The sequence below is a fragment of the Nocardia sp. NBC_00403 genome, assembly GCF_036046055.1.
Classification (GTDB): domain Bacteria; phylum Actinomycetota; class Actinomycetes; order Mycobacteriales; family Mycobacteriaceae; genus Nocardia.
Window position 1 is genome coordinate 4,545,542 of record NZ_CP107939.1, and the last position, 19,344, is coordinate 4,564,885.

At 67.0% G+C, this 19,344-nt stretch carries 15 protein-coding genes; 12 read left to right on the forward strand and 3 right to left on the reverse strand.

Annotated features, from left to right (window positions below):
- The first annotated feature begins 11 nt into the window (after positions 1-11).
- The 3 genes from OHQ90_RS20140 (at position 12) to OHQ90_RS20150 (ending at position 6,989) form a co-directional block, all read left to right on the forward strand.
- Positions 12-5,120 (forward strand): LysM peptidoglycan-binding domain-containing protein, encoded by a 5,109-nt coding sequence (locus OHQ90_RS20140; RefSeq protein ID WP_328399686.1) that lies wholly within the window; start codon positions 12-14, stop codon positions 5,118-5,120.
- A gap of 3 nt (positions 5,121-5,123) precedes the next feature.
- Positions 5,124-6,749, forward strand: a complete 1,626-nt coding sequence (locus OHQ90_RS20145; RefSeq protein ID WP_328399688.1) for a hypothetical protein — start codon at positions 5,124-5,126, stop codon at positions 6,747-6,749.
- 72 nt (positions 6,750-6,821) lie between these two features.
- Positions 6,822-6,989, forward strand: a complete 168-nt coding sequence (locus tag OHQ90_RS20150) for an ElyC/SanA/YdcF family protein (RefSeq protein ID WP_442941143.1) — start codon at positions 6,822-6,824, stop codon at positions 6,987-6,989.
- Positions 6,990-7,026: 37 nt separating this feature from the next.
- On the opposite strand, the gene OHQ90_RS20155 is transcribed toward OHQ90_RS20150, so the two are convergent.
- On the reverse strand, positions 7,027-7,854 hold the full coding sequence (locus OHQ90_RS20155) for a TetR/AcrR family transcriptional regulator (RefSeq protein WP_328399692.1): 828 nt from the start codon (positions 7,852-7,854) through the stop codon (positions 7,027-7,029).
- Between the two features lie 69 nt (positions 7,855-7,923).
- On the opposite strand from OHQ90_RS20155, the gene OHQ90_RS20160 reads away from it, so the two are divergent.
- The 4 genes from OHQ90_RS20160 to OHQ90_RS20175 all read left to right on the forward strand — a co-directional run bounded on the left by OHQ90_RS20160 (position 7,924) and on the right by OHQ90_RS20175 (position 11,743).
- Positions 7,924-9,045 (forward strand): NmrA family NAD(P)-binding protein, encoded by a 1,122-nt coding sequence (locus OHQ90_RS20160; protein ID WP_328399694.1) that lies wholly within the window; start codon positions 7,924-7,926, stop codon positions 9,043-9,045.
- 13 nt (positions 9,046-9,058) lie between these two features.
- On the forward strand, positions 9,059-9,862 hold the full coding sequence (locus OHQ90_RS20165) for a class I SAM-dependent methyltransferase (protein WP_328399696.1): 804 nt from the start codon (positions 9,059-9,061) through the stop codon (positions 9,860-9,862).
- 230 nt (positions 9,863-10,092) lie between these two features.
- The gene (locus OHQ90_RS20170) at positions 10,093-10,590 is read left to right on the forward strand and encodes an SDR family NAD(P)-dependent oxidoreductase (RefSeq protein ID WP_328399698.1); all 498 of its coding nucleotides are present in this window, start codon (positions 10,093-10,095) and stop codon (positions 10,588-10,590) included.
- Positions 10,591-10,816: 226 nt separating this feature from the next.
- Positions 10,817-11,743 carry an NADP-dependent oxidoreductase gene (locus tag OHQ90_RS20175; protein ID WP_328399700.1) on the forward strand — a complete coding sequence of 309 codons (927 nt, stop codon included), beginning with the start codon at positions 10,817-10,819 and terminating at the stop codon, positions 11,741-11,743.
- A 3-nt stretch (positions 11,744-11,746) separates the two neighbouring features.
- On the opposite strand, the gene OHQ90_RS20180 is transcribed toward OHQ90_RS20175, so the two are convergent.
- A complete protein-coding gene (locus tag OHQ90_RS20180; RefSeq protein ID WP_328399702.1) occupies positions 11,747-12,217 on the reverse strand; it encodes a MarR family winged helix-turn-helix transcriptional regulator in 471 nt (156 codons plus the stop codon).
- Between the two features lie 58 nt (positions 12,218-12,275).
- Between OHQ90_RS20180 and OHQ90_RS20185 the strand changes: the two genes are divergently transcribed.
- The 5 genes from OHQ90_RS20185 (at position 12,276) to OHQ90_RS20205 (ending at position 17,979) form a co-directional block, all read left to right on the forward strand.
- The gene (locus OHQ90_RS20185) at positions 12,276-13,088 is read left to right on the forward strand and encodes an alpha/beta fold hydrolase (protein ID WP_328399704.1); all 813 of its coding nucleotides are present in this window, start codon (positions 12,276-12,278) and stop codon (positions 13,086-13,088) included.
- Between the two features lie 224 nt (positions 13,089-13,312).
- The gene (locus OHQ90_RS20190) at positions 13,313-14,428 is read left to right on the forward strand and encodes a hypothetical protein (protein ID WP_328399706.1); all 1,116 of its coding nucleotides are present in this window, start codon (positions 13,313-13,315) and stop codon (positions 14,426-14,428) included.
- Between the two features lie 78 nt (positions 14,429-14,506).
- The gene (locus OHQ90_RS20195) at positions 14,507-15,496 is read left to right on the forward strand and encodes a TauD/TfdA family dioxygenase (protein ID WP_328399708.1); all 990 of its coding nucleotides are present in this window, start codon (positions 14,507-14,509) and stop codon (positions 15,494-15,496) included.
- A gap of 111 nt (positions 15,497-15,607) precedes the next feature.
- Positions 15,608-16,891 (forward strand): MFS transporter, encoded by a 1,284-nt coding sequence (locus tag OHQ90_RS20200; RefSeq protein WP_328399710.1) that lies wholly within the window; start codon positions 15,608-15,610, stop codon positions 16,889-16,891.
- Positions 16,888-17,979 carry a hypothetical protein gene (locus tag OHQ90_RS20205; RefSeq protein WP_328399712.1) on the forward strand — a complete coding sequence of 364 codons (1,092 nt, stop codon included), beginning with the start codon at positions 16,888-16,890 and terminating at the stop codon, positions 17,977-17,979. The genes OHQ90_RS20200 and OHQ90_RS20205 overlap by 4 nt, the downstream gene beginning before the upstream one ends.
- Positions 17,980-17,988: 9 nt before the next feature.
- Here the strand turns inward: OHQ90_RS20205 and OHQ90_RS20210 are convergent, their stop codons facing one another.
- Positions 17,989-19,191 carry an acyl-CoA dehydrogenase family protein gene (locus OHQ90_RS20210; RefSeq protein ID WP_328399714.1) on the reverse strand — a complete coding sequence of 401 codons (1,203 nt, stop codon included), beginning with the start codon at positions 19,189-19,191 and terminating at the stop codon, positions 17,989-17,991.
- Between the last annotated feature and the right edge of the window lie 153 nt (positions 19,192-19,344).

Below are 19,344 nucleotides of genomic sequence, written 5' to 3' on the forward strand. Positions count from 1 at the left end.
CAGGAGTAGCCATGGCCAGGACTCACACGGTGGTCGCACACGACACACTGTTCCAGTTGGCCCAGCAGTTCTACGGCAACGGTGAGCTGTTCCCGGTGATCGCGGCAGCGAACGAAATCATCAACCCGGGCCACATCGCCATCGGCCAGACGCTGATCATTCCCGACATCATCAAGACGCACACCACCGTGGCGGGTGACACATTGTTCGGGCTGGCGCAACAGTTCTACGGCAACGGTGAGCTCTTCCCGATCATCGCCGCGGCCAACCGGGTCCCGGACCCCGACCACATTGCGGTCGGTCAGGTGGTGGTCATCCCCGAACTCACCGGACAGCGCCGCCCACCGGTGATCCCCGGGACTGGGAGGACCCACGTCGTCGTCGCCGGCGACACGTTGTTCGGGCTGGCGCAACGTTTCTACGGCAAGGGTGAGCTGTCCCCGATCATCGCCGCCGCCAACGCAATCGCCGACCCCAAGAAACTCGCCATCGGGCGACGGCTGATGATTCCCCCCGTCACCAGGACCTACCGTGTCGTCAAGGACGACACGTTGTTCGGGCTGGCGCAGCGGTTCTACGGCAAGGGTGAGCTGTTTCCGATCATCGCGGTCGCCAGCTCCATCCCGAACCCCAACCTGATCTTCCCCGGCCAACTGCTGATCATTCCCGACATCGGGACCGGTCCGGTCACTCCCGACGTCAGCCCGTTCATGCTGCGGCGCACCCTGGATATGGTCCGGCTCGAGCACGACAACAAATTGGCGCTGGCCGACGACAAGGAATTCGAGCTCGGCCGGGTACGGGCATGGGTGGCCAGCAATCCGCCCCCCACCGAGGTACCGCACGGCAATACGCCACAGACGGTACTGAGGCCGGTGGAGCAGGCGCAGGCGGCCCGGCGCGCCGAATTGGACCAGTTGCGCGCCAGGCTGGACGAGACCACTGAAAACCTTGCCGCAGAGCTTGATTCGGGTGCACCGCTGTTCGGCGAGCATAGCGCAGAGCCGATCGCATTGCTGCCCGTGCGCATCGAGACGAAATGGACCGCCGACAAACACAGCATCAAAGTGCGCGTCTACCCCGACGACATCCACATCGATGGCTTCGACTCCGCACTTACCCCTGGCGAATTCGCCGCGGCGCGCAAGTACTGGCAGAACCCAGGGGACGAAGCCTGGCATACCCTGCTCGAGACCCTCAGCCCGAATCGCGCCGCCTGGGCGACCAGGGTGTCGCGTCCCGGTGCGCCCGACCCCGCACTGCGCGATCCACGTAAGCGACGCGCCCCCGAAGTGACCACCATGCCCGCGCATTGGCGCTTCCTGGGCCTGGTCGGCGGCCTGGTGGTGGTCGACGAAGTCGGCGCCGACATCCGCGACCCCTTGCCACTGGGTTTGCTCGCCGCCGACGAAGCCGCACCCGATCGCCGGCATGCCGCGTGGGCCATCGATTTCGACGACGCAGTGCGCGAGGGCATGGCCACCGTGCTGACGTTGCCCGCCGAGGTGGACCACCTCGACGAACTCTTCGTCGTCGGCGTGAGCCAACGCGCGCCCGCCGAGGCTGCCGACCGGTTGCGCACGACGTTGCACGGTCACGCGTACACCGACGGTCTCGCCTTCCTCGCGCCGGGCACACCGACCAACAACACGCCGCAGAGCCGAACCTCGTGGTCGTCACGTCCCGATGGCACGCCGCCGGGACCGACGCCCCCACGCGACCCGGACATCGCTCCGCGCACGCACCGGGTAACGGCGAACGACACGTTGTTCAAGCTGGCGAAACGCTTCTATGGCGACGGCGAATTGTTCCCGATCATCGCCGCTGCCAACAAGATCCCCGATCCTGATGTCATCGACGAGGGCCAGCTGCTGGTGATTCCCGCCAAACCCGGTGAACCCGAACCGAACCCGACCGATGCCGACCGGATGGCCCGTGCGCTCGGACTCACCGACGCCGGATTCCTCACCGATTGCCAGGGCGCCGAGCACACCGGTGATGCCGCGGCAGAGACTTTGGCGATCCTGGCCTGGTGGGGTCTGGCCTTCAAGATGGTCGAAGACCAAGGGCTGTTCGGCACGCCGGAGGAAGTCTCGCGACTCGGACTCTGGCTGACCATCAGAGATCACATGGCCGAATTCGTCCGCAGCCGTGGACCTTTGCCGACCATCCGCGTCGGACGGCAGCCCTACGGCGTGCTTCCGGTGTCGACGGTCGACGAATGGACGACCGACCGGCCCGACGACGCGGCCTCGCTGATGCTGCCCTGGCTGTTGCGGCTGCGGCATCACTGGCGGGCCGCGCTGGTCTCCGGCTGGATTCCGCGAGTGACCGACGGCCTGCCCGCCGACCAGGTCGCGGCCGACATCCTGTGCCGTCTCCCGGTGTCGAACGATCTCGTGATCCGCCGCGTACTGTCCCCGAACGGTGGTCGGGAGAAGTTCGACAAGCTGAGTCTGCGTTCCCCCGGGCCTGCCGTGGCTGTCGGCGGCATTCTTTCCGGACTGCGCTGGGCGCAACCTACCGAGGACGTCAGCAACCTTGCGTGGGTGTCGGACTCCAAGCCGCCGGACTACGCCAAGGTCGCCGAGCGCCTCGCGCCCAACGCGGCGAAATACCCCGAGCTGTTCGCGAACAGCCGCGACCAGTTGCACGACGCCATCGACGTGCTGACCGACCGAATCACCCACGAGCAGTACCTCGAGCGGTGGCCGATAACCATCGACGGCGTCGCACCCGATCGGCGTGCGACGATCTTCGGCACGGTCGGTTTCGCCGATGATTCCGGATCGCCGACCGACTTCCTCCCCTGGCTGGTCAGCAGCGGCAGCGACGCACCCTTCGGTCAGGAAGGACCCGATCTCGCGAAGTCGGCACTGTCGATACTCGCGACTGTGGACCGGCTGTTGTCGCAGCTGATCATGGCCCCTCTTACGCCGAAGGCCGAACTCGACGCGATCCGCGAGTTCGGCCGCCAGGGCCTGCCCGCCGCAGGCAAACTGCTCGCGGGTTTGGCGGCGCTGTCCCGGCTCGCGCCGCAGGACTTTCTGCCGCTGTTGTTCGAATTGTTCGACGTCACCGCACACCGCCTCGACGCCTGGGTAACCTCGTTGGCTACGCAACGGCTCAGCCGAACACGTGCCGAGGGTGTGTCCGGGATACGTCTCGGTGGATACGGCTGGGTGGAGAATCTACGTCCGGGCACGGTGCAGGAGTCCGACGGCTATATCCATGCGCCGTCGCTGCATCACGCGGCGACTGCTGCGGTGCTGCGCTCGGGATTCACTTCTCATAAGGGCGATTCCACGCTCGCCGTCGACCTGACGTCACGACGGGCGCGCGTTGCCCGTTGGCTGCTCGGCGGAGTGCGGCGCGGCCAGACCCTCGGCGCCCTGCTCGGGTACCGATTCGAGCGGGCGCTGCACGATGCGAACCTCGATACCCAGAAACCGCGCTACCGCACGGTGTTTCCGACACCGGTGGTGCCGGAACCCGCGGATGGCAACCCGCAGCCCGATCTCTGGAAGCGCAGTTCCGAAGCCATCGCCGCGGCGAATGTCGTCGACGGTATGCAGTTGGCCCGTGCGCACGCCCAAGGGGCGGTGCCCGCCCTACTGACCGAGCACGGATTTCTGTTCGAGCACGGCGAGAAGGTCAAGCCCATCCTCGACGATCTGGTCGACGCCCTCGACGCTGTCGGTGACCTGCTGCTCGCCGAGAGCGTGCATCAGCTCGTCGGCGGCAACCCCATGCGCGCCGGGCTTGCCGCCGACACCCTCGGGCGCGGCGAGGACGTGCCCGACCGGTTCGACGTGCTGCGCACCCCACATCGTGGACGCGCGGTGACCCATCGGCTCGCGGCGGTGCTGCCGCCTGACCCGCCGCGCGAGCCCGGCTGGGGCACGGACGCTTTCGCCGAGCTGGAGCCACGGGTCGAGGCGTGGGTGGGGGGCCTGCTCGGGTCGGCCGCAGGGTGGAAGCTGTCCGGAAAGCTGACGCTGGGAGAGCAGTCGCAGCCGTTCACGACCACCGCCGACGCACTCGGGCTCAGCGCACTCGGATTCGTGCTCGATGTCGCTGTCAGCGGGCAGCGCCGGATCACCGCACGGCTTGCGCAGCAGCACGGAATCACCGGCGCGGTAGCTGAATTCGACGGCGCTTTCGCCCAGGTGCGTGCCGTCACCGAGCGGATCAACCGGTTGCTCGGCGGTGCGTCCGCCCTGCTGCCGAGGCATATCGTCGGTGAGCAGGCGAAGGTCCGGGAACCGGATCTGGCCGAGGTACGCGATCGGGTCGCCCGCTTCCTCACCGCCGTCGACACCGTCGAGCAGCGCAGTGCGCTCGGCATCGAGGCGCAACTGCCGCAACGACTCGTCGCATTGTCCAGGGACGCGACCACTCCGGGCTGGCTCACAGCGGTGACGCTCGCGCTGGCCGACTTCCTCGGCACCAACATTCCGCTCACCGCCGAGCTTTCCGGGTTGGCACTGCCGCAGCCTGCGGCAACGGGATCCACTGTGGCGGACTGGGTTCTGCGCTTCGCCGCGATCCGCCCGACCACCCGCACCTGGCACGAGACCCTGCTGCTGGCCGGTGTGCGGGCCGGGCGACCATGCCCGCTTGCCGCCTCTCAGCTGCCCGGCGACGGCGCCTGGATCGGCGGCAGGTTCGATCCGTTGCAGCGCCCGCCGGCCCGGCAGCACCTGGTTCGGCACACCCCCTTCGACCTGCCGGCCGGGCAGCCGTTGACCGGCATGGTGTTCGACGAATGGATGGAGGTGCTACCCGGCTCGGACGCGCTGGCGGCCACCAAGGTCGGCCCCGACGCGGTGCCGGTGGAATCGGAGTTGACCGGAGTGTCGTTCCACTTCGACCGGCCGGATGCCAAAGCGCCACAGGCGATCCTGCTCGCGGTACCTCCCGACCCGAAACGCGGCTGGACCGCCGACGGTTTGGCCCTCGTCGTTCGTGACACGCTCGAGCTGGCGAAGCTGCGCGCCGTCGACATCGGCGATCTGCCGTTGCTCGACGACATTCTGCCCGCCGTGCGCGTCGACGGACTCGGGCAACTGCACGGATCGATGATCAGCGATTTCTGGCGCACCCTGGCAGAGGAGTGAACAATGCCGCGAAAAATGGTCGACATCCTCGGGAACCCGAAGTTCCGTCTCGACGACCGCTACCGGCTGGAGCCGTTGCCGCGCAGCAATGAGGTCGCCTCCGGCCTCACCGCCCGCGTGCACGACCCCGCCTGGGCGTTGACGAGACAATGGCAGTTCGGCGAATTCGCCGGACAGGACGCCGGGTCACCGGTGCTGGTGGAACTGTCCGGGCACAGCACTGTCATCTCCGCGTGGCGGCCCGCGGGCCGTACGGGGGAGCTGGCGGTCGACCGCTCCTGGGTGCCCTATGACCCGAAATCGGGCCCCCTGGACGGGATGGTCGAATCCGAGGACATCACGGCCCCGGACGAGCTGACCAGAATCGAAGGCGGCGCCCATTTCCTGCGGATGCTCGATGAAAAGGGGCTACGGGCACGCACGCCGGATGTGCTCGCCGCCTACGGTTTCGAACATCCCCCGACCGGACCGTCGAACCTGGTGACACTACTCGCGCCGAAAGTGCCCGACGCCGAACGGCTGGTGGCCGATTTCACCGACGGTGCGCCCGTCGTCGCGGGGCTCGGTTCCGTCCCTGCCGACTGGCTGACCTGGTGGCGCGGCCTGTTCCCCGCCGCAGCGCCGGACACCTTCGACCCGCACCGCTTCGAACATCGCGTCGATATGTCCCTCGGCGACAAGGTCTTCCATTCCGAGGAGTACCTCGGCGACGGTCTGGACTGGTTCACCGTCGACCTCGATCCGACCGCGACACCCGCGCCGACGACACCGGCCGCGGTGCACATGTTCACCAGGGAGGCGATCCCTTCGACCGTCCGATACGGCGGCATTCCCGCGGACCGGTTCTGGGAGATGGAAGACGCGCAGATCGATCTCGGCTCGACCGACGTCGAGAAGCTCGACACCGGCAGGCTGCTGTTGATCGCGTTCGCGGAGGTGTACGGCAACGACCGGTTCCTGCTTCCGCTGGAGGTCCCCGCAGGCTCGCTCACCGTGCTGGACAAACTCGTCGTCTCGGATTCGTTCGGCGGCAAACACGAAATCACCCGTGCCGGACGCGAAAACGAGGGCTGGAATATGTTCACGGTCACCGGCACCGACGACGGTTTGCTTGTCATGCCGTCCGAACGCGGCACTGTCGGCGAGCCATTGGAGACCGTCGCACTGTTGCGCGACGAACTCGCCAACCTCGCGTGGGCGGTCGAGAAGTCCTTCACCGATCTGCAGGGCGACCGTGTCGACCGCCGTGAACGGTGGCTGCGGATCGCGCCGGAGAGCCCGCCGCCGCGTGACATCGGTTCTTACGCGGTGCAAACCATCGTCCCGGACTATTGGCTGCCGCTGGTCCCGCATGCCGTGACCCTCGACCAGATCCGTTTCGCGCTGGTGCCACTACAGCAGCCGGGGTTCACTTCCGAGCCGCACGGCAGGCTGCTGCACACCGATGACTGGGTGCACGAAGAGGAGGTCCCGCGCGACGGCGCACTGGTGACTCGCCGCCCGGTACTGGCTCGCTGGTTCGACGGTTCCTGGCACTCGTGGGTCCGCAGACAGAAGAACCCCGGTAGCGGTGAAGGCTCCAGCGGGCTGCACTTCGATATCGTCCGGCCGTCGGAGCCGTGGCCGTGAGCCGGCGGCGGGTGGCACAGTTGCCGAGCCGCTGCCGATATCCAGATCGGCCACGGCGTCCCCGCCTCCCGTGTGTATATGGACCACGACGCGGAATCGACCATCGACAACGCCGACAACTCGGCGAGGATCATTCGCGACATCGGCGCTGTCGACGCGGTAGTGGTGACCTCGGCCAACAATGTCGCCCGCGCGGTCCGCGATTTTGCCGAAGCGGGTGTGCATGTGCTCGGCATCTGAAAATTCGGGCCTGGCCGGCCGGGACACCCGCGGAACACTAGCCGGAGGGGGATCCGTCCGATACCTGGGGCAGCTGAAGCAGGCCGCGTGCCACGAGTTCGAGCACTTGCCCGAGCGCGAAGTCGATGTCTGCCTTCGTGGTGGGCAGAGGGCCGTCAATCAGCAGACTGGCGAGGCCGTGAATAGCCGACCAGGCGGCGATGGCGGCCCCCGGCCTGCGGCGCGGGTCCAGCAGACCGGCTGACTGCACCTCATCGAGAACCTGATTGAGGACGTCGAATGGTTCGGCGCCGCGGGCCTGCGGTTCCACCTCACCGGTGGTCGACGGGTCGTGCTGGTAGTCGCTGCCGGGCGTGGGGTGCGAATCGAAGGCGGTGCGAAACAACCCGGGCTCGGTCAGTGCGAAGTCGACGTACGCGGTGCCGACCGCTCCAAGTCGGCTGACAGGGTCGGTGGCGTCGTCTATGTGGTGGCGCATTCGTGAGGCCAGTTCGCTTCGGGCTTGGCGGGACACCTCTGCGAGCAGTGCTTCGCGGTCGGCGAAGTGGCGATAGGCGGCCGAATGTGAGACCCCGGCCGCGCGGGCTGCCTCCCGGAGAACTACTCGATCGGGTCCCCCTTCCCGCGCCAGCACGATTCCGGCGTCGACCAGCGCGGCCCGCAACGAGCCATGGTGATAGGGCCGGTGGCGATCCGCAGACGCGGCGGCTGGGGTCATAACGTCAAGGATCGCATATCCACCCCCAGTGTTGACGACGGTCACATCCATGGGCTCGGCGAAGCGTGACCAGTGGCTACAAGGCTGGGCGATCAGGCCAGGTGAGGCGACAACATCCATGTTGACAGCGGTCACATTGAGTCGCATACTGCAAATGTGACCGACGGAAACATTCCGTCCATTCGTCGCAGCGACTAGGAACTGAAAGGATTTTCAATGACTAACCAACGTGTGCTTGTCACTGGGGCCACAGGCAGGGTTGGCAGTGCGGTGGCCACCCAGCTATTGGAACGGGGTGTCGCGACCAGGGTGATGGTGCACCGCAGCGACGCACGCAGTGCGCGTCTGGCGGCCATGGGCGCGGAGATTGTCATTGCCGACATGTTCGACTTCATGCAGATCCGGGCCGCGATGGATGGTGTCGACCGGTTGTATTTCAACGCGCCGTACCACCCCCATGTGCTCGACAGCGCCGTTGCGTTCGCGGTGGCGGCACGTCGGGCGGGGGTGCAAGCGATCGTGGCGATGGGGCAGTGGCTGGCAAGCCCTGAGCATCCGTCCCTGATGACCCGGCAGATGTGGTTCAACGACAAACTGTTCGAGCTGTTACCGGATACCGCCCACATTGCCATTGATCCCGGTTTTTTCGCCGACAACTATCTCCTTGGGATGATGCCGGTCGCGGCTCAGTTCGGAATCCTGCCAATGCCGAACGGCGCGGGGCGTAATGCGCCTCCGTCCAACGAGGACATCGCTCGAGTGGTGGTGGGCGCCCTGCTCGACCCGCATCGTCACGACGGCAAGGCTTATCGTCCGACGGGGCCGAGGCTGCTGTCCGGGGCAGATATCGCCGATGCGATGGGAGAGGCGCTGGGCCGCCACGTACGTCATGTCGATGTTCCTCCGAAGGTGTTCATGAAAGCTGTCCGCGCAAACGCGAGGCGGCTTCGAACAGACATGTTCTTCGAGTCCTGCCTACGCAACTATCTTCCCGAAACACCCCTGGGAACATGGGAGGTCGGCGGTCCTACCACGCACGTTCGCGATGTGGCCGGAGTGGAACCCGAAGACTTCCTCACGATCGCCCGCCGCTATGCCGCCGCGCCCGAATGTCGCCGTACCGCAGGCAATTTCGTCCGCTCACTAGCGGGTGCCATCCGGATCGCGATGGTGCCGATGCATCGCCTCGACAAGTTCGACCATACGCAGCAGCACCCGCAGCCCGCCCATCCGCGGTTCTCCGGCGAGTCCGCCTTCTGGCAGCACGAACACCCCGCCGCCGACGACCGACTCGACGATCCGCTCGCGGCGACCGATACAGATTCAGCGCGGGTGTAGCGGTGGTTCTTTCATGACGGCGTCTCCGTACGAGACCGGTGTCGCCCGTGCCTCCATTGAACGGGCGCTCATCGCCGCAGGAAAGGATCTCGAGCACCTCGTACCGGCAGATCTCGGGATGCTGGAGGATTTCCACACCATCGGTCGGATAGCCACCAGTCAACTGGTCGACCTGCTCGATATTGCTGCCGACACCGAGGTACTCGACGCCGGCACCGGAATAGGAGGCACCGCGCGGTATCTCGCCGACCGCCTGCGGTGCAAGGTCACTGCGGTCGATCTGGCCGAGGAATACTGCTCGACGGCCGAATGGCTGAATCGACTTGTTCGGCTGGATGACTTGATTACCGTCCAGCGGGCCGATGTTACGGCCCTTCCCTTCGCTGACAATGCATTCCAGGTTGTGTTCAGTCAACACGTCCAGATGAACGTCGCTGACAAAGTGCGGCTCTACCGCGAAGCCCGCCGGGTGCTGGCGAATGATGGCCGGCTAGCCATTTGGGATATCGCCGCCGGCGCGTCCGGCCACCCCACCTACCCGCTGCCCTGGGCAGTCGATCCAGCACGAAGCCACTTGGCCACCTCCGACCGGCTGCGCGCGGTGATCGAGTCCTCCGGTTTCACCATCGAAGCCTGGAATGATCTCACCGAGACGGCGGCGGCAACGATGCAATTGATACTGACGTTGCCTCCCAACCCGCTCGGGCTACACACCTTCGTGGACGGTTTTGCCGAGAAGGTCGAGCATCTCACCGAGGCCCTGGCCGACGGACGGATCCGAGCCATCCAGGCCGTCGCGCGGGCGACCGGCCGTTAGTACTGCAGGTGGCACATCGAATGCTGCTCGCCGCGCGTAATAAGCCTGCGGAGTTGGCGTCCTGCCGCCAGATCGACACATCCGGGTCGCTCGACGTGTCGTGCCGATGTCATCGTCTGGTGCACTGGCTTCACCCCCAGTGAGTACCTGGCGCCACCGAAGATGGTCACCGTATCCGGCACCAGCACAGTGGAATTCGACCGAGTCCTCGATATCAACCTGCGTAGTGCGTGGAACACCGTGCAGGCAGGGTTGCCGCACCTGCGGACGAGCGGGGGCAGATCGTGGTCATCGCGTCGGTGTTTTCATTCCTGAACGGGATGTTCTGCGCACCGTACGCGGTGAGCAAGGCGAGCGTGGAGGCGCTCGGCCGGACCTTGCATGTCGAACTCGCCGGTGACGGAATCGCGGTTACCACAGCGCATTTCGGGTCCGTCGACACCGATCTGATACACGGCAGCCTGGACGGTGACCCGCTGACCGAGCGGCTGGAGGCGCTGTTGCCCGGTGCTCTGACCAAGCGGATCACCGCCGATCGAGCCGCGACGGAGCTGTTGCGCGGTGCTGAACGTCGTAAGGCGTGGATTGTTGCCCCCACGCCATGGTCGCCGCTCGATTGGTTGCGCGGAATGTCCAGGCCGCTCGGCGACACCGCCTTGGTCAAGTGGCCGACGCTGCGGAATCTGGTCGCCGAGGCGCGTCGAAGGGAAGGTGAAGGGCGGCCGTGAGCCCATGAACCTGCCCGATCGCCTCGTCGTGTGAACGGTGCCGGGGCCGATCGGATGGAGTTGGATTCCGTCGCCGACCGGCGCTCAACAGGCTGCGGGGAGAAGTCTTCGGCGTAGGAGGCGGTCCATGCGTGCATGCTTGATGCGCGGATAGTTGACGCGAGGAACAATGTGGGGTAAATATTTGTGCCAGCAATAGTCCTCACGTCAACTAAATGGAGATCAGATGTACGCGATCACTCAAGACCGGTTCGGTGGGCCCGAGGTGCTGTATCGGACCGAGGTCGAGCGGCCGCAGCCCGGTTCCGGCGAGGTGCTGGTTCGGGTGCGGGCGGCGGGGGTGAACCCGGTGGACTCGGCGGTTCGGGCCGGGCATTTCCCGCTGTTTCCCGCGCCGCCGTTCGCGCTGGGCTGGGATGTTGCGGGTGTTGTGGAGGCGGTGGGTCCGGGGGTGACGCAGTTCGAGGTTGGTGCGGAGGTTTTCGGGATGCCGCTGTTCCCGAAGGCGGCGGGTGCGTACGCGGAGTATCTGGTGGCGCCCGCCGCTGAGCTGGCGCTCAAGCCTGCGGCCCTGTCGATGTCGGAGGCGGGCGCGTTGCCGCTGGCCGGGCTGACTGCGTGGCAGGGCTTGGTCGGGCTTGCCGGGATCGAGGCCGGGCAGCGCGTGTTGATCCATGCCGCGGCCGGCGGGGTCGGGCATCTGGCGGTGCAGGTTGCCAAGGCTCGCGGCGCGCACGTTGTCGGCACCGCGCGGGCCGAGAATCACGCCTTCCTGGCCGGGTTGGGTGCCGACGAGCTGATCGATTACACCGCAACCGATTTCGCCGCCGCGATCGATCCGGTGGATGTGGTATTCGACCTGGTCGGCGGCGAGTACGCACCGCGCTCCCTCGGTGTGTTGAAGCCGGGGGGTGTGCTGGTCACCACGGTCGGTCACAATCCTGGGTTGACCCCGACCGAAGCCGAGCAGCACGGTGTCCGCTTAGAGACCGTGTTCGTCCATCCGTCGGCGGCGGATCTGACCGACCTCGCCGGTCTCGCCGAAACCGGTGCGCTGCGCGTCCACATCGAGCGGGAGTTCGACCTCGCCGACGCCGCCGAGGCGCACGCGTCGACCGGAAGTGCGAAGGGCAAAACCGTTCTTGTCCCGTGAGGGTCAGCCGTTCATGTCGACGTCGTCGAAGAGGTTGAGCATGTGGTCGAGAACCTCGAGACAGGAGGAGATGTCGGCGTCGGTGAGGCCGCCGCCGGTCCGGCGTAGGAGGGCGTGTTCGCGCATGATTGCGGCAGTGATGGCCGAGGTGCCGGCTGGGGTCAGCGCTATCAATGAGGAGCGTTGATGCAGGGGGTTCGGCTGGAACTTGACCAGGTCGGCGGCCGCCGCGTCGTTGACCATGCGCTGGACGAACTGGCGGCTCAGGGACTGGGCGCGGCCCATATCCGGGACGGTCATCGGGCCGTGCTCGCGCAGCAGGTCGAGGATGGCGCGGATGCCGACCGAAAGTCCCTGGGGCGCAGCGTCTTGCTCGATCTTCCGGTAGACCCTGCGGTGCAACGTGCCGACGCGGGTGAAGACCTCCATCAGTCGGGAGGCTAGTTCGTCGGGTGGCAACGGCGGCTCGGTCACCTGGTCATTATGACACCTCGGTTGTCAAAGGACGATTCAATATGACACCTTGGTTGTCATGAATAAATCCTCACGCACGTTCGACAGTGGCGACGGACTCCTCGCGTACCGCGATGCCGGTGCGGGCCGACCGCTGGTGCTGTTGCACGCGGCTTTCGTCGACTCCACGATGTTCGACGCTCAACTGCCCGTTCTCGCTCGGTGCTACCGCGTGATCGCACCGGACACTCGTGGGCACGGTGAATCTGCCAACGCGACAAGACCTTTCCGGCAGACCGACGATCTGGCCGCGTTGCTGCGGCATCTCGATCTCGGGCCCGCGGTCCTGATCGGTGTATCGATGGGAGCCATGATCGCGGTCGACACCGCACTGGAACACCCCGATTTGGTGCGCGCCCTGGTCGTGAGCGGTCGTGCCATCGGTGAACCGGAGTATCGCGACCCGTGGTCGAAAGAACTCGACGCCACCCAGGCCCGTGCCATAGCGCACGGCGACATCGACATGTGGCTGACGGCGTTTGTGCAGTGGGCGGCGGGCCCGCATCGCTCGCTCGACGAGGTCGACGCCACGATGGTGTGGCGGATTCGGCAGATGGCGGCTCGGACACTCGCCAAACACACTGCGTCCGAAACGGATTACCACATCCCGGTCGTCGCTGTCGCGGCGCGCGCGTCGACGATCGCGGTACCCGTCCTCGCCGCCGACGGCGCGTTCGATTCCCCCGACCTGACTGCGACAGTGGACCGCCTTCTCGCCGCCGTCCCCGGCAGCCGACGGGAAATCATCGCCGGCGCAGGTCATTTCCCCAACATGGAGCAACCTGCTGCCTACAACCGGATCATCGAGGATTTTGTCGGTGGCCTGCGGTAGTTCCGGCGGTTGCGAGTCCACTCTGTTCGACGGACGTCGGCGGACTGCCTATGTCCAGGTTACGGGAAGTCGGACATACGATGCGCGGTGGGGAAATCGGCAACGTGTCCGGTTCGCAGGCATCGGTTCCCCACGATGAGATATGTAACGAGGCAAGGGAATTCATCCTTGCGCTCCGGGCAAGCGCCTGCGAAACGGGCTTGTCGCGGGATACTGTGGACGACATGGGTACCTCGGAGACAGACCCGCATCCGCCAGTGGCTGTGTTCCGGGGAGTGCAGGACGGGGCAGCCGTCCTGAACCTGAACGCTCGCGTTCGGGGCGAGGCGCAACGGACCGCGATGACTTTGGCCGAGGTGCCGACTCATGCGGGTCCGGTCGAGCGCACCACAGCTATACGGCGCGCCTCGGTCGCCGCCGGAGAGCTCGTCGGTGCGCTGTCGGAGGAGGCCGGGCCCGTTGTCGGTGCGGACTTGCCCGCCGAATCGGTGAGCCAGTCCTTTTTTCGGGTCCGCGAGGTGGATCTGTCCGATCAGCAGGCGGCCCTGCATGGTGTGCTGGTCATCCACCGGGGCCTGCGGGATCTGTGCAGTGCGCCGCTTTCGGGTGCGGACCTGGCGGTGGAGGTCGCCGGTATGGGGCAGGCCGTGCTCGACCTCACCGGTGCCGCAGCGTCCGACGGGGAGCAGGTTGGCCCGCTCTCCATTCCGGAGGCATCCGACGGCGTCTCGTTGGAGAGCGAGTGGACGGCGCGATGGCTCGTCGGGCATCAGGTCCACGTCCTGTTCAACATCTGCGCGGCGGTCGCCGTGACCGATGCCGCGCACCACCTACGCCACGGTGCGACCGCCGCCGCGCTGGAACGACTCGACCATGCCACCACCTACGTGCGCGGCTTTCCCGCGGCGATGATCCATGCCAGCACCATCCCGGTGGACTATTACCTGGCGATGGTGCGCCCCACCATGCAGCCTCCCGAGGTGGCGACGCCGTTGAGCGGACGGCAACACCGCGGCTACAAGACATTCCGTAGCGCGATGAAAGACCTGCTGAAGGTGGTGCCCGACTCCTACGAGGAGCTGGTGGCCCGCGATCCCGAACTCGCCGCCGCCAGGGACGCACTGCTGGAGGCCGACCTCGTGGACAGCGAACGCCATGTCACGCTTGCCTATTCGATGGTGCGGCTGCGCAGGTCCATCGCGCAATCGCCGACCGGCCCGGACAACGCCGTCGGTGAGCTCCGGCTGATGCGGCACCGGCGGGCCGCCCACTATGCTCCGCTGCTCCGGTTCGGCGACCACTACATTGCTGACACGGTGTCGGCTCTGCGGCACGGCTGAGCAGTCGAGTTCGATTCGCCGCCTCGATATTTCCGAACAGGTGCCGAGAACGCCTGTGTGTTCGATCAGGAGACATTGATGCACGAAATCGCCGATACCGCAGTCGTCGACGGCACCGACGTGACATTGGAGCCCGCCGACTCGATCGAGGTCGACCAGCTGGCTCGAACGCTGTGCGGCGATCCTCGCAACCTGGTGGACGACCCGGAATGGGTGGCGCGTGCCCGGCACGCCTCGGATGAGCTGCCGGTATCGCTGCGTCGTAGCGTGCGCCGGTTCCGGCGATACTCCGGATCATCCGGGGTGCTGGTGGTCCACGGTCTGCCGGTCGACGAGGCAATGCTGCCCGCCACGCCCTCGGTGGCGGATTCGGTGCAGCGTGCGGCCACCGTCGCGGCCGCGGTGCTCGCCATGGTTGCGTGCGGGCTCGGCGACCCCGTCGCATACCTGGCCGAGAAGTCCGGCGCCCTTGTGCAGGATGTCGTGCCTGTGCCCAGGCGGGAAACCTTCTCGGGCAATGCCGGTTCGGTGTTGCTGACCTTCCACAACGAGAACGCCTTTCACCAGCACGAGCCCGACTACGTGCTACTGCTGTGCCTGCGTGCCGACCATGACCGGGTTGCCGGACTGCGCACCGCCTGCCTGCGCGAAGTACTGCCGCTGCTGACGGCGGCGAGCCGGGAAACCTTGTTCGCACCCGAATTCGTCACCGCACCACCACCTTCCTTCGGTTCGGACAACCAAGCGCGTCCCCCGCAGCCGTTGCTGTTCGGCGCCGCCGACGACCCGGACATCCGGATGGCCACCATCGCGACAACGGCGCTGACGCCGCGGGCGGAAACGGCGCTGGCCGAATTCGGCCGAGCCTGCGACACCGTCGCGCGTACCACCAAGCTCATACCCGGCGACCTGGTTATTGTCGACAACCGGGTGACCGTCCACGGCCGCACCGCCTTTCGACCCCACTACGACGGAGCAGACCGCTGGGTGCAGCGAACCTTCGCCATCGCCGACCTTCGCCGCTCGCGCGACCACCGTCCGGACGACGGCTACGTCATCGCACGATAGCCTGTCCCATCGCGCAACGGATCGGCTCGATCCGGAACCGAGACGCTCTCCCAGCCGACTACTCGAGTTCGGGGCCGCCGATGGGGCGGCGCGGCTGGGAGGAGAGCGGTAGTGCAGACACACCCGCACGTCCGTACGGACCGGGTGGCGGTGGCATCGGTGACCGGGGTGCTGACCGCGGCTATGGGTTTCTCGATGTTGCAGTTGTTCGTGCTGGGTGCGCTCGGTCCGCGGATCGTGCCGGACCTCGGGATGTCCTCGGCGATGCTGGGATTCACCACGACGGTCGGGTTCGGCACCGCTGCACTGCTCTCGCCGATTGCCGGTCGGGGGGTGGATCTACTCGGCCCACGACGGTGCCTCGGTGCCCTGCTCGGCATGGTCGCGTGCGCGCTCGCGTTGATCGCGTCCGCACCGGGATACGTGGTGCTGTTGCTGGCGGTTGGTCTCGGTGGTGCACCACAGGCATTGGCGAACCCTGCGACGAACAAGGCGATATTGGCGGCGATACCGGCACCGCGGCGCGCGGGGGTGACGGGTACGAAGCAATCGGGTGTCCAGCTCGGCGCGATCGCGGCGGGGCTGCCGCTGACCGCGCTTGCCGCCGTTGCGGGTTGGCGACCCGCTGTGTGGGTGGCCGCTGGTATCGCTGTGCTGACCGCAGTGTGGGTGTGGCGGATCTTGCCGGCCGATGCGCCACGGAATCAACAGGGCGCCACTGCCGACGCGGGTCACCGTGCGGCAGGTGTGGTGCGGTGGCTGGCCGTGTTCTCGGTGTTTCTCGGCGCGGGCATGGCCTCGATCAACACCTATCTCGCCCTGTTCGGGGAGCGACGGCTCGGACTCGGTGCCGCTGCCGCCGGAATGCTGGTAGCGGTGCTCGGCGTGGCCGGTATCGCAGGCCGCATCGGATGGGCGCGGCTGGCGGCCAAGCCGGGCGTAGCGGTGGTGCTGCCTGCGGGGTTGGCAGCCGGATCGGCGGCCGCCGCCGTGCTGCTGGCGGCCGCGCCGCAGGTGAACGGCCTGGTGTGGGTCGCAGTGATAGGGGTCGGTGTGTTCGGGATGGCGGGCAATGCGGTGTCGATGGTGCTCGTTATCCAACGCGCCGCACCCGGTCGCGCCGGACGGGATTCGGCGTTGGTGTCGGCGGGCTTCTTTACCGGATTCGCCGTGGGGCCACCGCTTTTCGGGCTACTGCTGCCGATGATCGGATACCGCGACGGATGGCTGACGGTGGCTGCGGAATTCGCGACAGCGGCCGGCGTCGCGGCGGCGTGGGCGCTGCGTGATAGAGGACAGCGGAGTCGGGCGTTGCAGGATCGAGCACTGCAGGATCGGACGACGCAAGACCGGACGCCGCAGGATCCAGCGCGGCAGGAACGGGCGCAGGCATGAGCGCGTGCGAAGTGGGACGCGAAGGCGTATGGCACATCGAGCCGAGCACCGCCGAGGCAGCCCTCGACGTACTGCTGGATCGTGTCGCATCAACGTATTCCGTTACCGGTCAACGTTTCCCGCTGTATGCCGATGGTGGCTCCGGCGCATGGGTCACTACAACCCGGGGTTCCTGGACCGGTGGTTTCTGGGCAGGGCTGCTGTGGTTGCGGGCACTGCGCACGGGCTCGCACACGGACCGGTCGGCGGCGAGGACTGTCACCGCGCAGCTGGAGCATTGGGTCACCGCAGACACCGCTACTCGTGGATTGATCCTGTGGTACGGAACGGCATTGGCCGCAGGGCCCGGTCGTGACAGTGCCGCGGTGAGCCTGCGCGACGAGGCCGCGCGGTCCTGCCTGACCGCTTTCGATCAGGATCTCGGCATACTGCCGTGGGGTTCGGCATTCGGCGGTTCGAGGTGGCTGGCACGGGTCGACGGCGTTGCGGGCACCGTCCCATTGCTCGCCACGGCCAATGCGCGAGCGGGTATGGCAGCGGCCCGCACGCATCTGGACACGCACGTGGCTCGATGGCGAGCCGAGCCGGTCGGCACACCGGCGTGGGCATGGGCCGCAGGCGAATGGACCGCCTGCGCGCAGCCACGGTCCGGCTGGAGCAGGGGCCGGGCCTGGCTGCTGCTGGCACTCGCCGATGCGGCGTGGTCCATCGATCCCGACTATGGGGCAGTCGCCGAGCGGCTGGTGGACTACGGGGCGGCCCCGGTGCCGTCAGCCGAATCGATCGAGGACGCCCCGCCCGACACCTCGGCAGCTGCCATCGAGGCGGTGGCCTTGCTCAAACTCGCTGCCGCGGCGGAGAGCCGGCACCGGGAGCGCCTACGCGCCAGGGCGGTGGAGATCGTTCGACATCTCGTGACGGCGCATGTGAGCGGCCCGGATGGTCCGCGCCCGTCCGGCATGCTGCTCGACGGCTGCTATGACCTCGAGCGCGGACTTGCCACCGCGCACGAACTCATCTGGGGCGACTACTTTCTGGCGCTCGCCCTGGCTATCTGCACCGGACTGGTGGCACCCTTCGATACCTGAGTACGCATCTCAGCGCAGCACTCTTCTCGCCACAGCCTCGATGTGCAATTCGTCGGGACCGTCGAGCAGGCGTGCCATCCGCCCCATGCGCAGCAGCGACGGGAGTGCGGTGTCGGGACCGAGCCCGGCCGCGCCGTAGACCTGGATTGCCGCGTCGGCGACCTGCTGCAGCGTCCGTGCCGCAGCGACCTTGGCCAATGCGGCTTCCGTGCGGGCGTCGTGACCGGCCTCGATGAGTGCAGCCGCCTTGTGCACCAGCGGGCGGGTACTGCGAATGGCAAGCAATGACTCGAAAACGTGCTGCTGCACCAGTTGTCGGTCGGCCAGCGGCCCGCGCGACTGGGTGCGGCTGCGCGCCCGATCGCACATCAACCCGAATGCGCGCTCTGCCTGCCCCAGCCAGCGCAGACAGCGCAGCGTGCGCCCGAGCTGCAGGCGCTGCCCCGCGATACGCAATGCCGCACCGGGTTCGCCGATCAGGTGGTCGCCCGGCACCCGAACATCGTCGAAGGTGATCTCCCACTGGCCGCCGATACCGAAAACCGGGACTTCGCGCACGATTCGGAACCCCGGGCTGTCGGTGGGGACCAGCAGCAGCGACAACCCGTCACGGCTCGGGGCGGCGCCGTCGGTGCGGGCGAGCACCGCGATCAGGTCGGCGTCGGCGGCGCCGCTGACGAACCACTTGCGCCCGGTCAATCTCCACGAGTCATCCGGTTGGGCGATAGCGCGGGTGGCCGTCAGCGCCGGATCGGTGCCGGGGGTTTCCGGCTCGGTCATCGCATAGGCGGCGCGCAGCTCACCGGAGACCAATCGCTTCAGATAGCTGTCGCGGACTCGGTCGCGGGCATGTTGTTGCAGCATCCGCACATCCAGCAGCGACACCGACCCGAGGGCCGTCGGCCCGTGATCACTCGCGCCTTCGGCTTCCGCCAGTTGCACATAGTCGGCGAAAGGCAGGCCCTGCCCACCCAATTCGATCGGCAACGGCAACGCCCACAGTCCCGCCGTTTTGGCCGCTGCCCTCAGTTCGGTCAGCGCCGCGTCCGCTGTCGTGCCGCCCGCATCGAGCCTGCCTTCCTGAGGCATCACCTGTTCGGTGACGAAGGCCGTGACGCGTTCGCGCAATTCCGCGGGATCGAGCTCGGTGCGGGTGGCAGCGGCGGGTCCCTCGACGGTCGGCGCCGCGCCCTGGGATGTGAACGGCTTCATGGTTTCTCCTCCGCGCTGGCCGGAACCCGAGGGCTCGGCGGTCCGACTGCTGTTGTCCGTGGGATTGGTCGGTGGCGACCGCCGCCGAGTTCCCGCGACAGCGTGACCGTTCAAAAGGAGAGCCATGACAGCAGGCACCATGCGGACAGCCAG

Coding starts and splice junctions, on each gene's coding strand:
- OHQ90_RS20140 (WP_328399686.1), top strand. CDS start 12: ATGGCCAGGACTCACACGGTGGTCGCACACGACACACTGTTCCAGTTG.
- OHQ90_RS20145 (WP_328399688.1), top strand. CDS start 5,124: ATGCCGCGAAAAATGGTCGACATCCTCGGGAACCCGAAGTTCCGTCTC.
- OHQ90_RS20155 (WP_328399692.1), bottom strand. CDS start 7,854: ATGCGACTCAATGTGACCGCTGTCAACATGGATGTTGTCGCCTCACCT.
- OHQ90_RS20160 (WP_328399694.1), top strand. CDS start 7,924: ATGACTAACCAACGTGTGCTTGTCACTGGGGCCACAGGCAGGGTTGGC.
- OHQ90_RS20165 (WP_328399696.1), top strand. CDS start 9,059: ATGACGGCGTCTCCGTACGAGACCGGTGTCGCCCGTGCCTCCATTGAA.
- OHQ90_RS20175 (WP_328399700.1), top strand. CDS start 10,817: ATGTACGCGATCACTCAAGACCGGTTCGGTGGGCCCGAGGTGCTGTAT.
- OHQ90_RS20185 (WP_328399704.1), top strand. CDS start 12,276: ATGAATAAATCCTCACGCACGTTCGACAGTGGCGACGGACTCCTCGCG.
- OHQ90_RS20190 (WP_328399706.1), top strand. CDS start 13,313: ATGGGTACCTCGGAGACAGACCCGCATCCGCCAGTGGCTGTGTTCCGG.
- OHQ90_RS20195 (WP_328399708.1), top strand. CDS start 14,507: ATGCACGAAATCGCCGATACCGCAGTCGTCGACGGCACCGACGTGACA.
- OHQ90_RS20205 (WP_328399712.1), top strand. CDS start 16,888: ATGAGCGCGTGCGAAGTGGGACGCGAAGGCGTATGGCACATCGAGCCG.
- OHQ90_RS20210 (WP_328399714.1), bottom strand. CDS start 19,191: ATGAAGCCGTTCACATCCCAGGGCGCGGCGCCGACCGTCGAGGGACCC.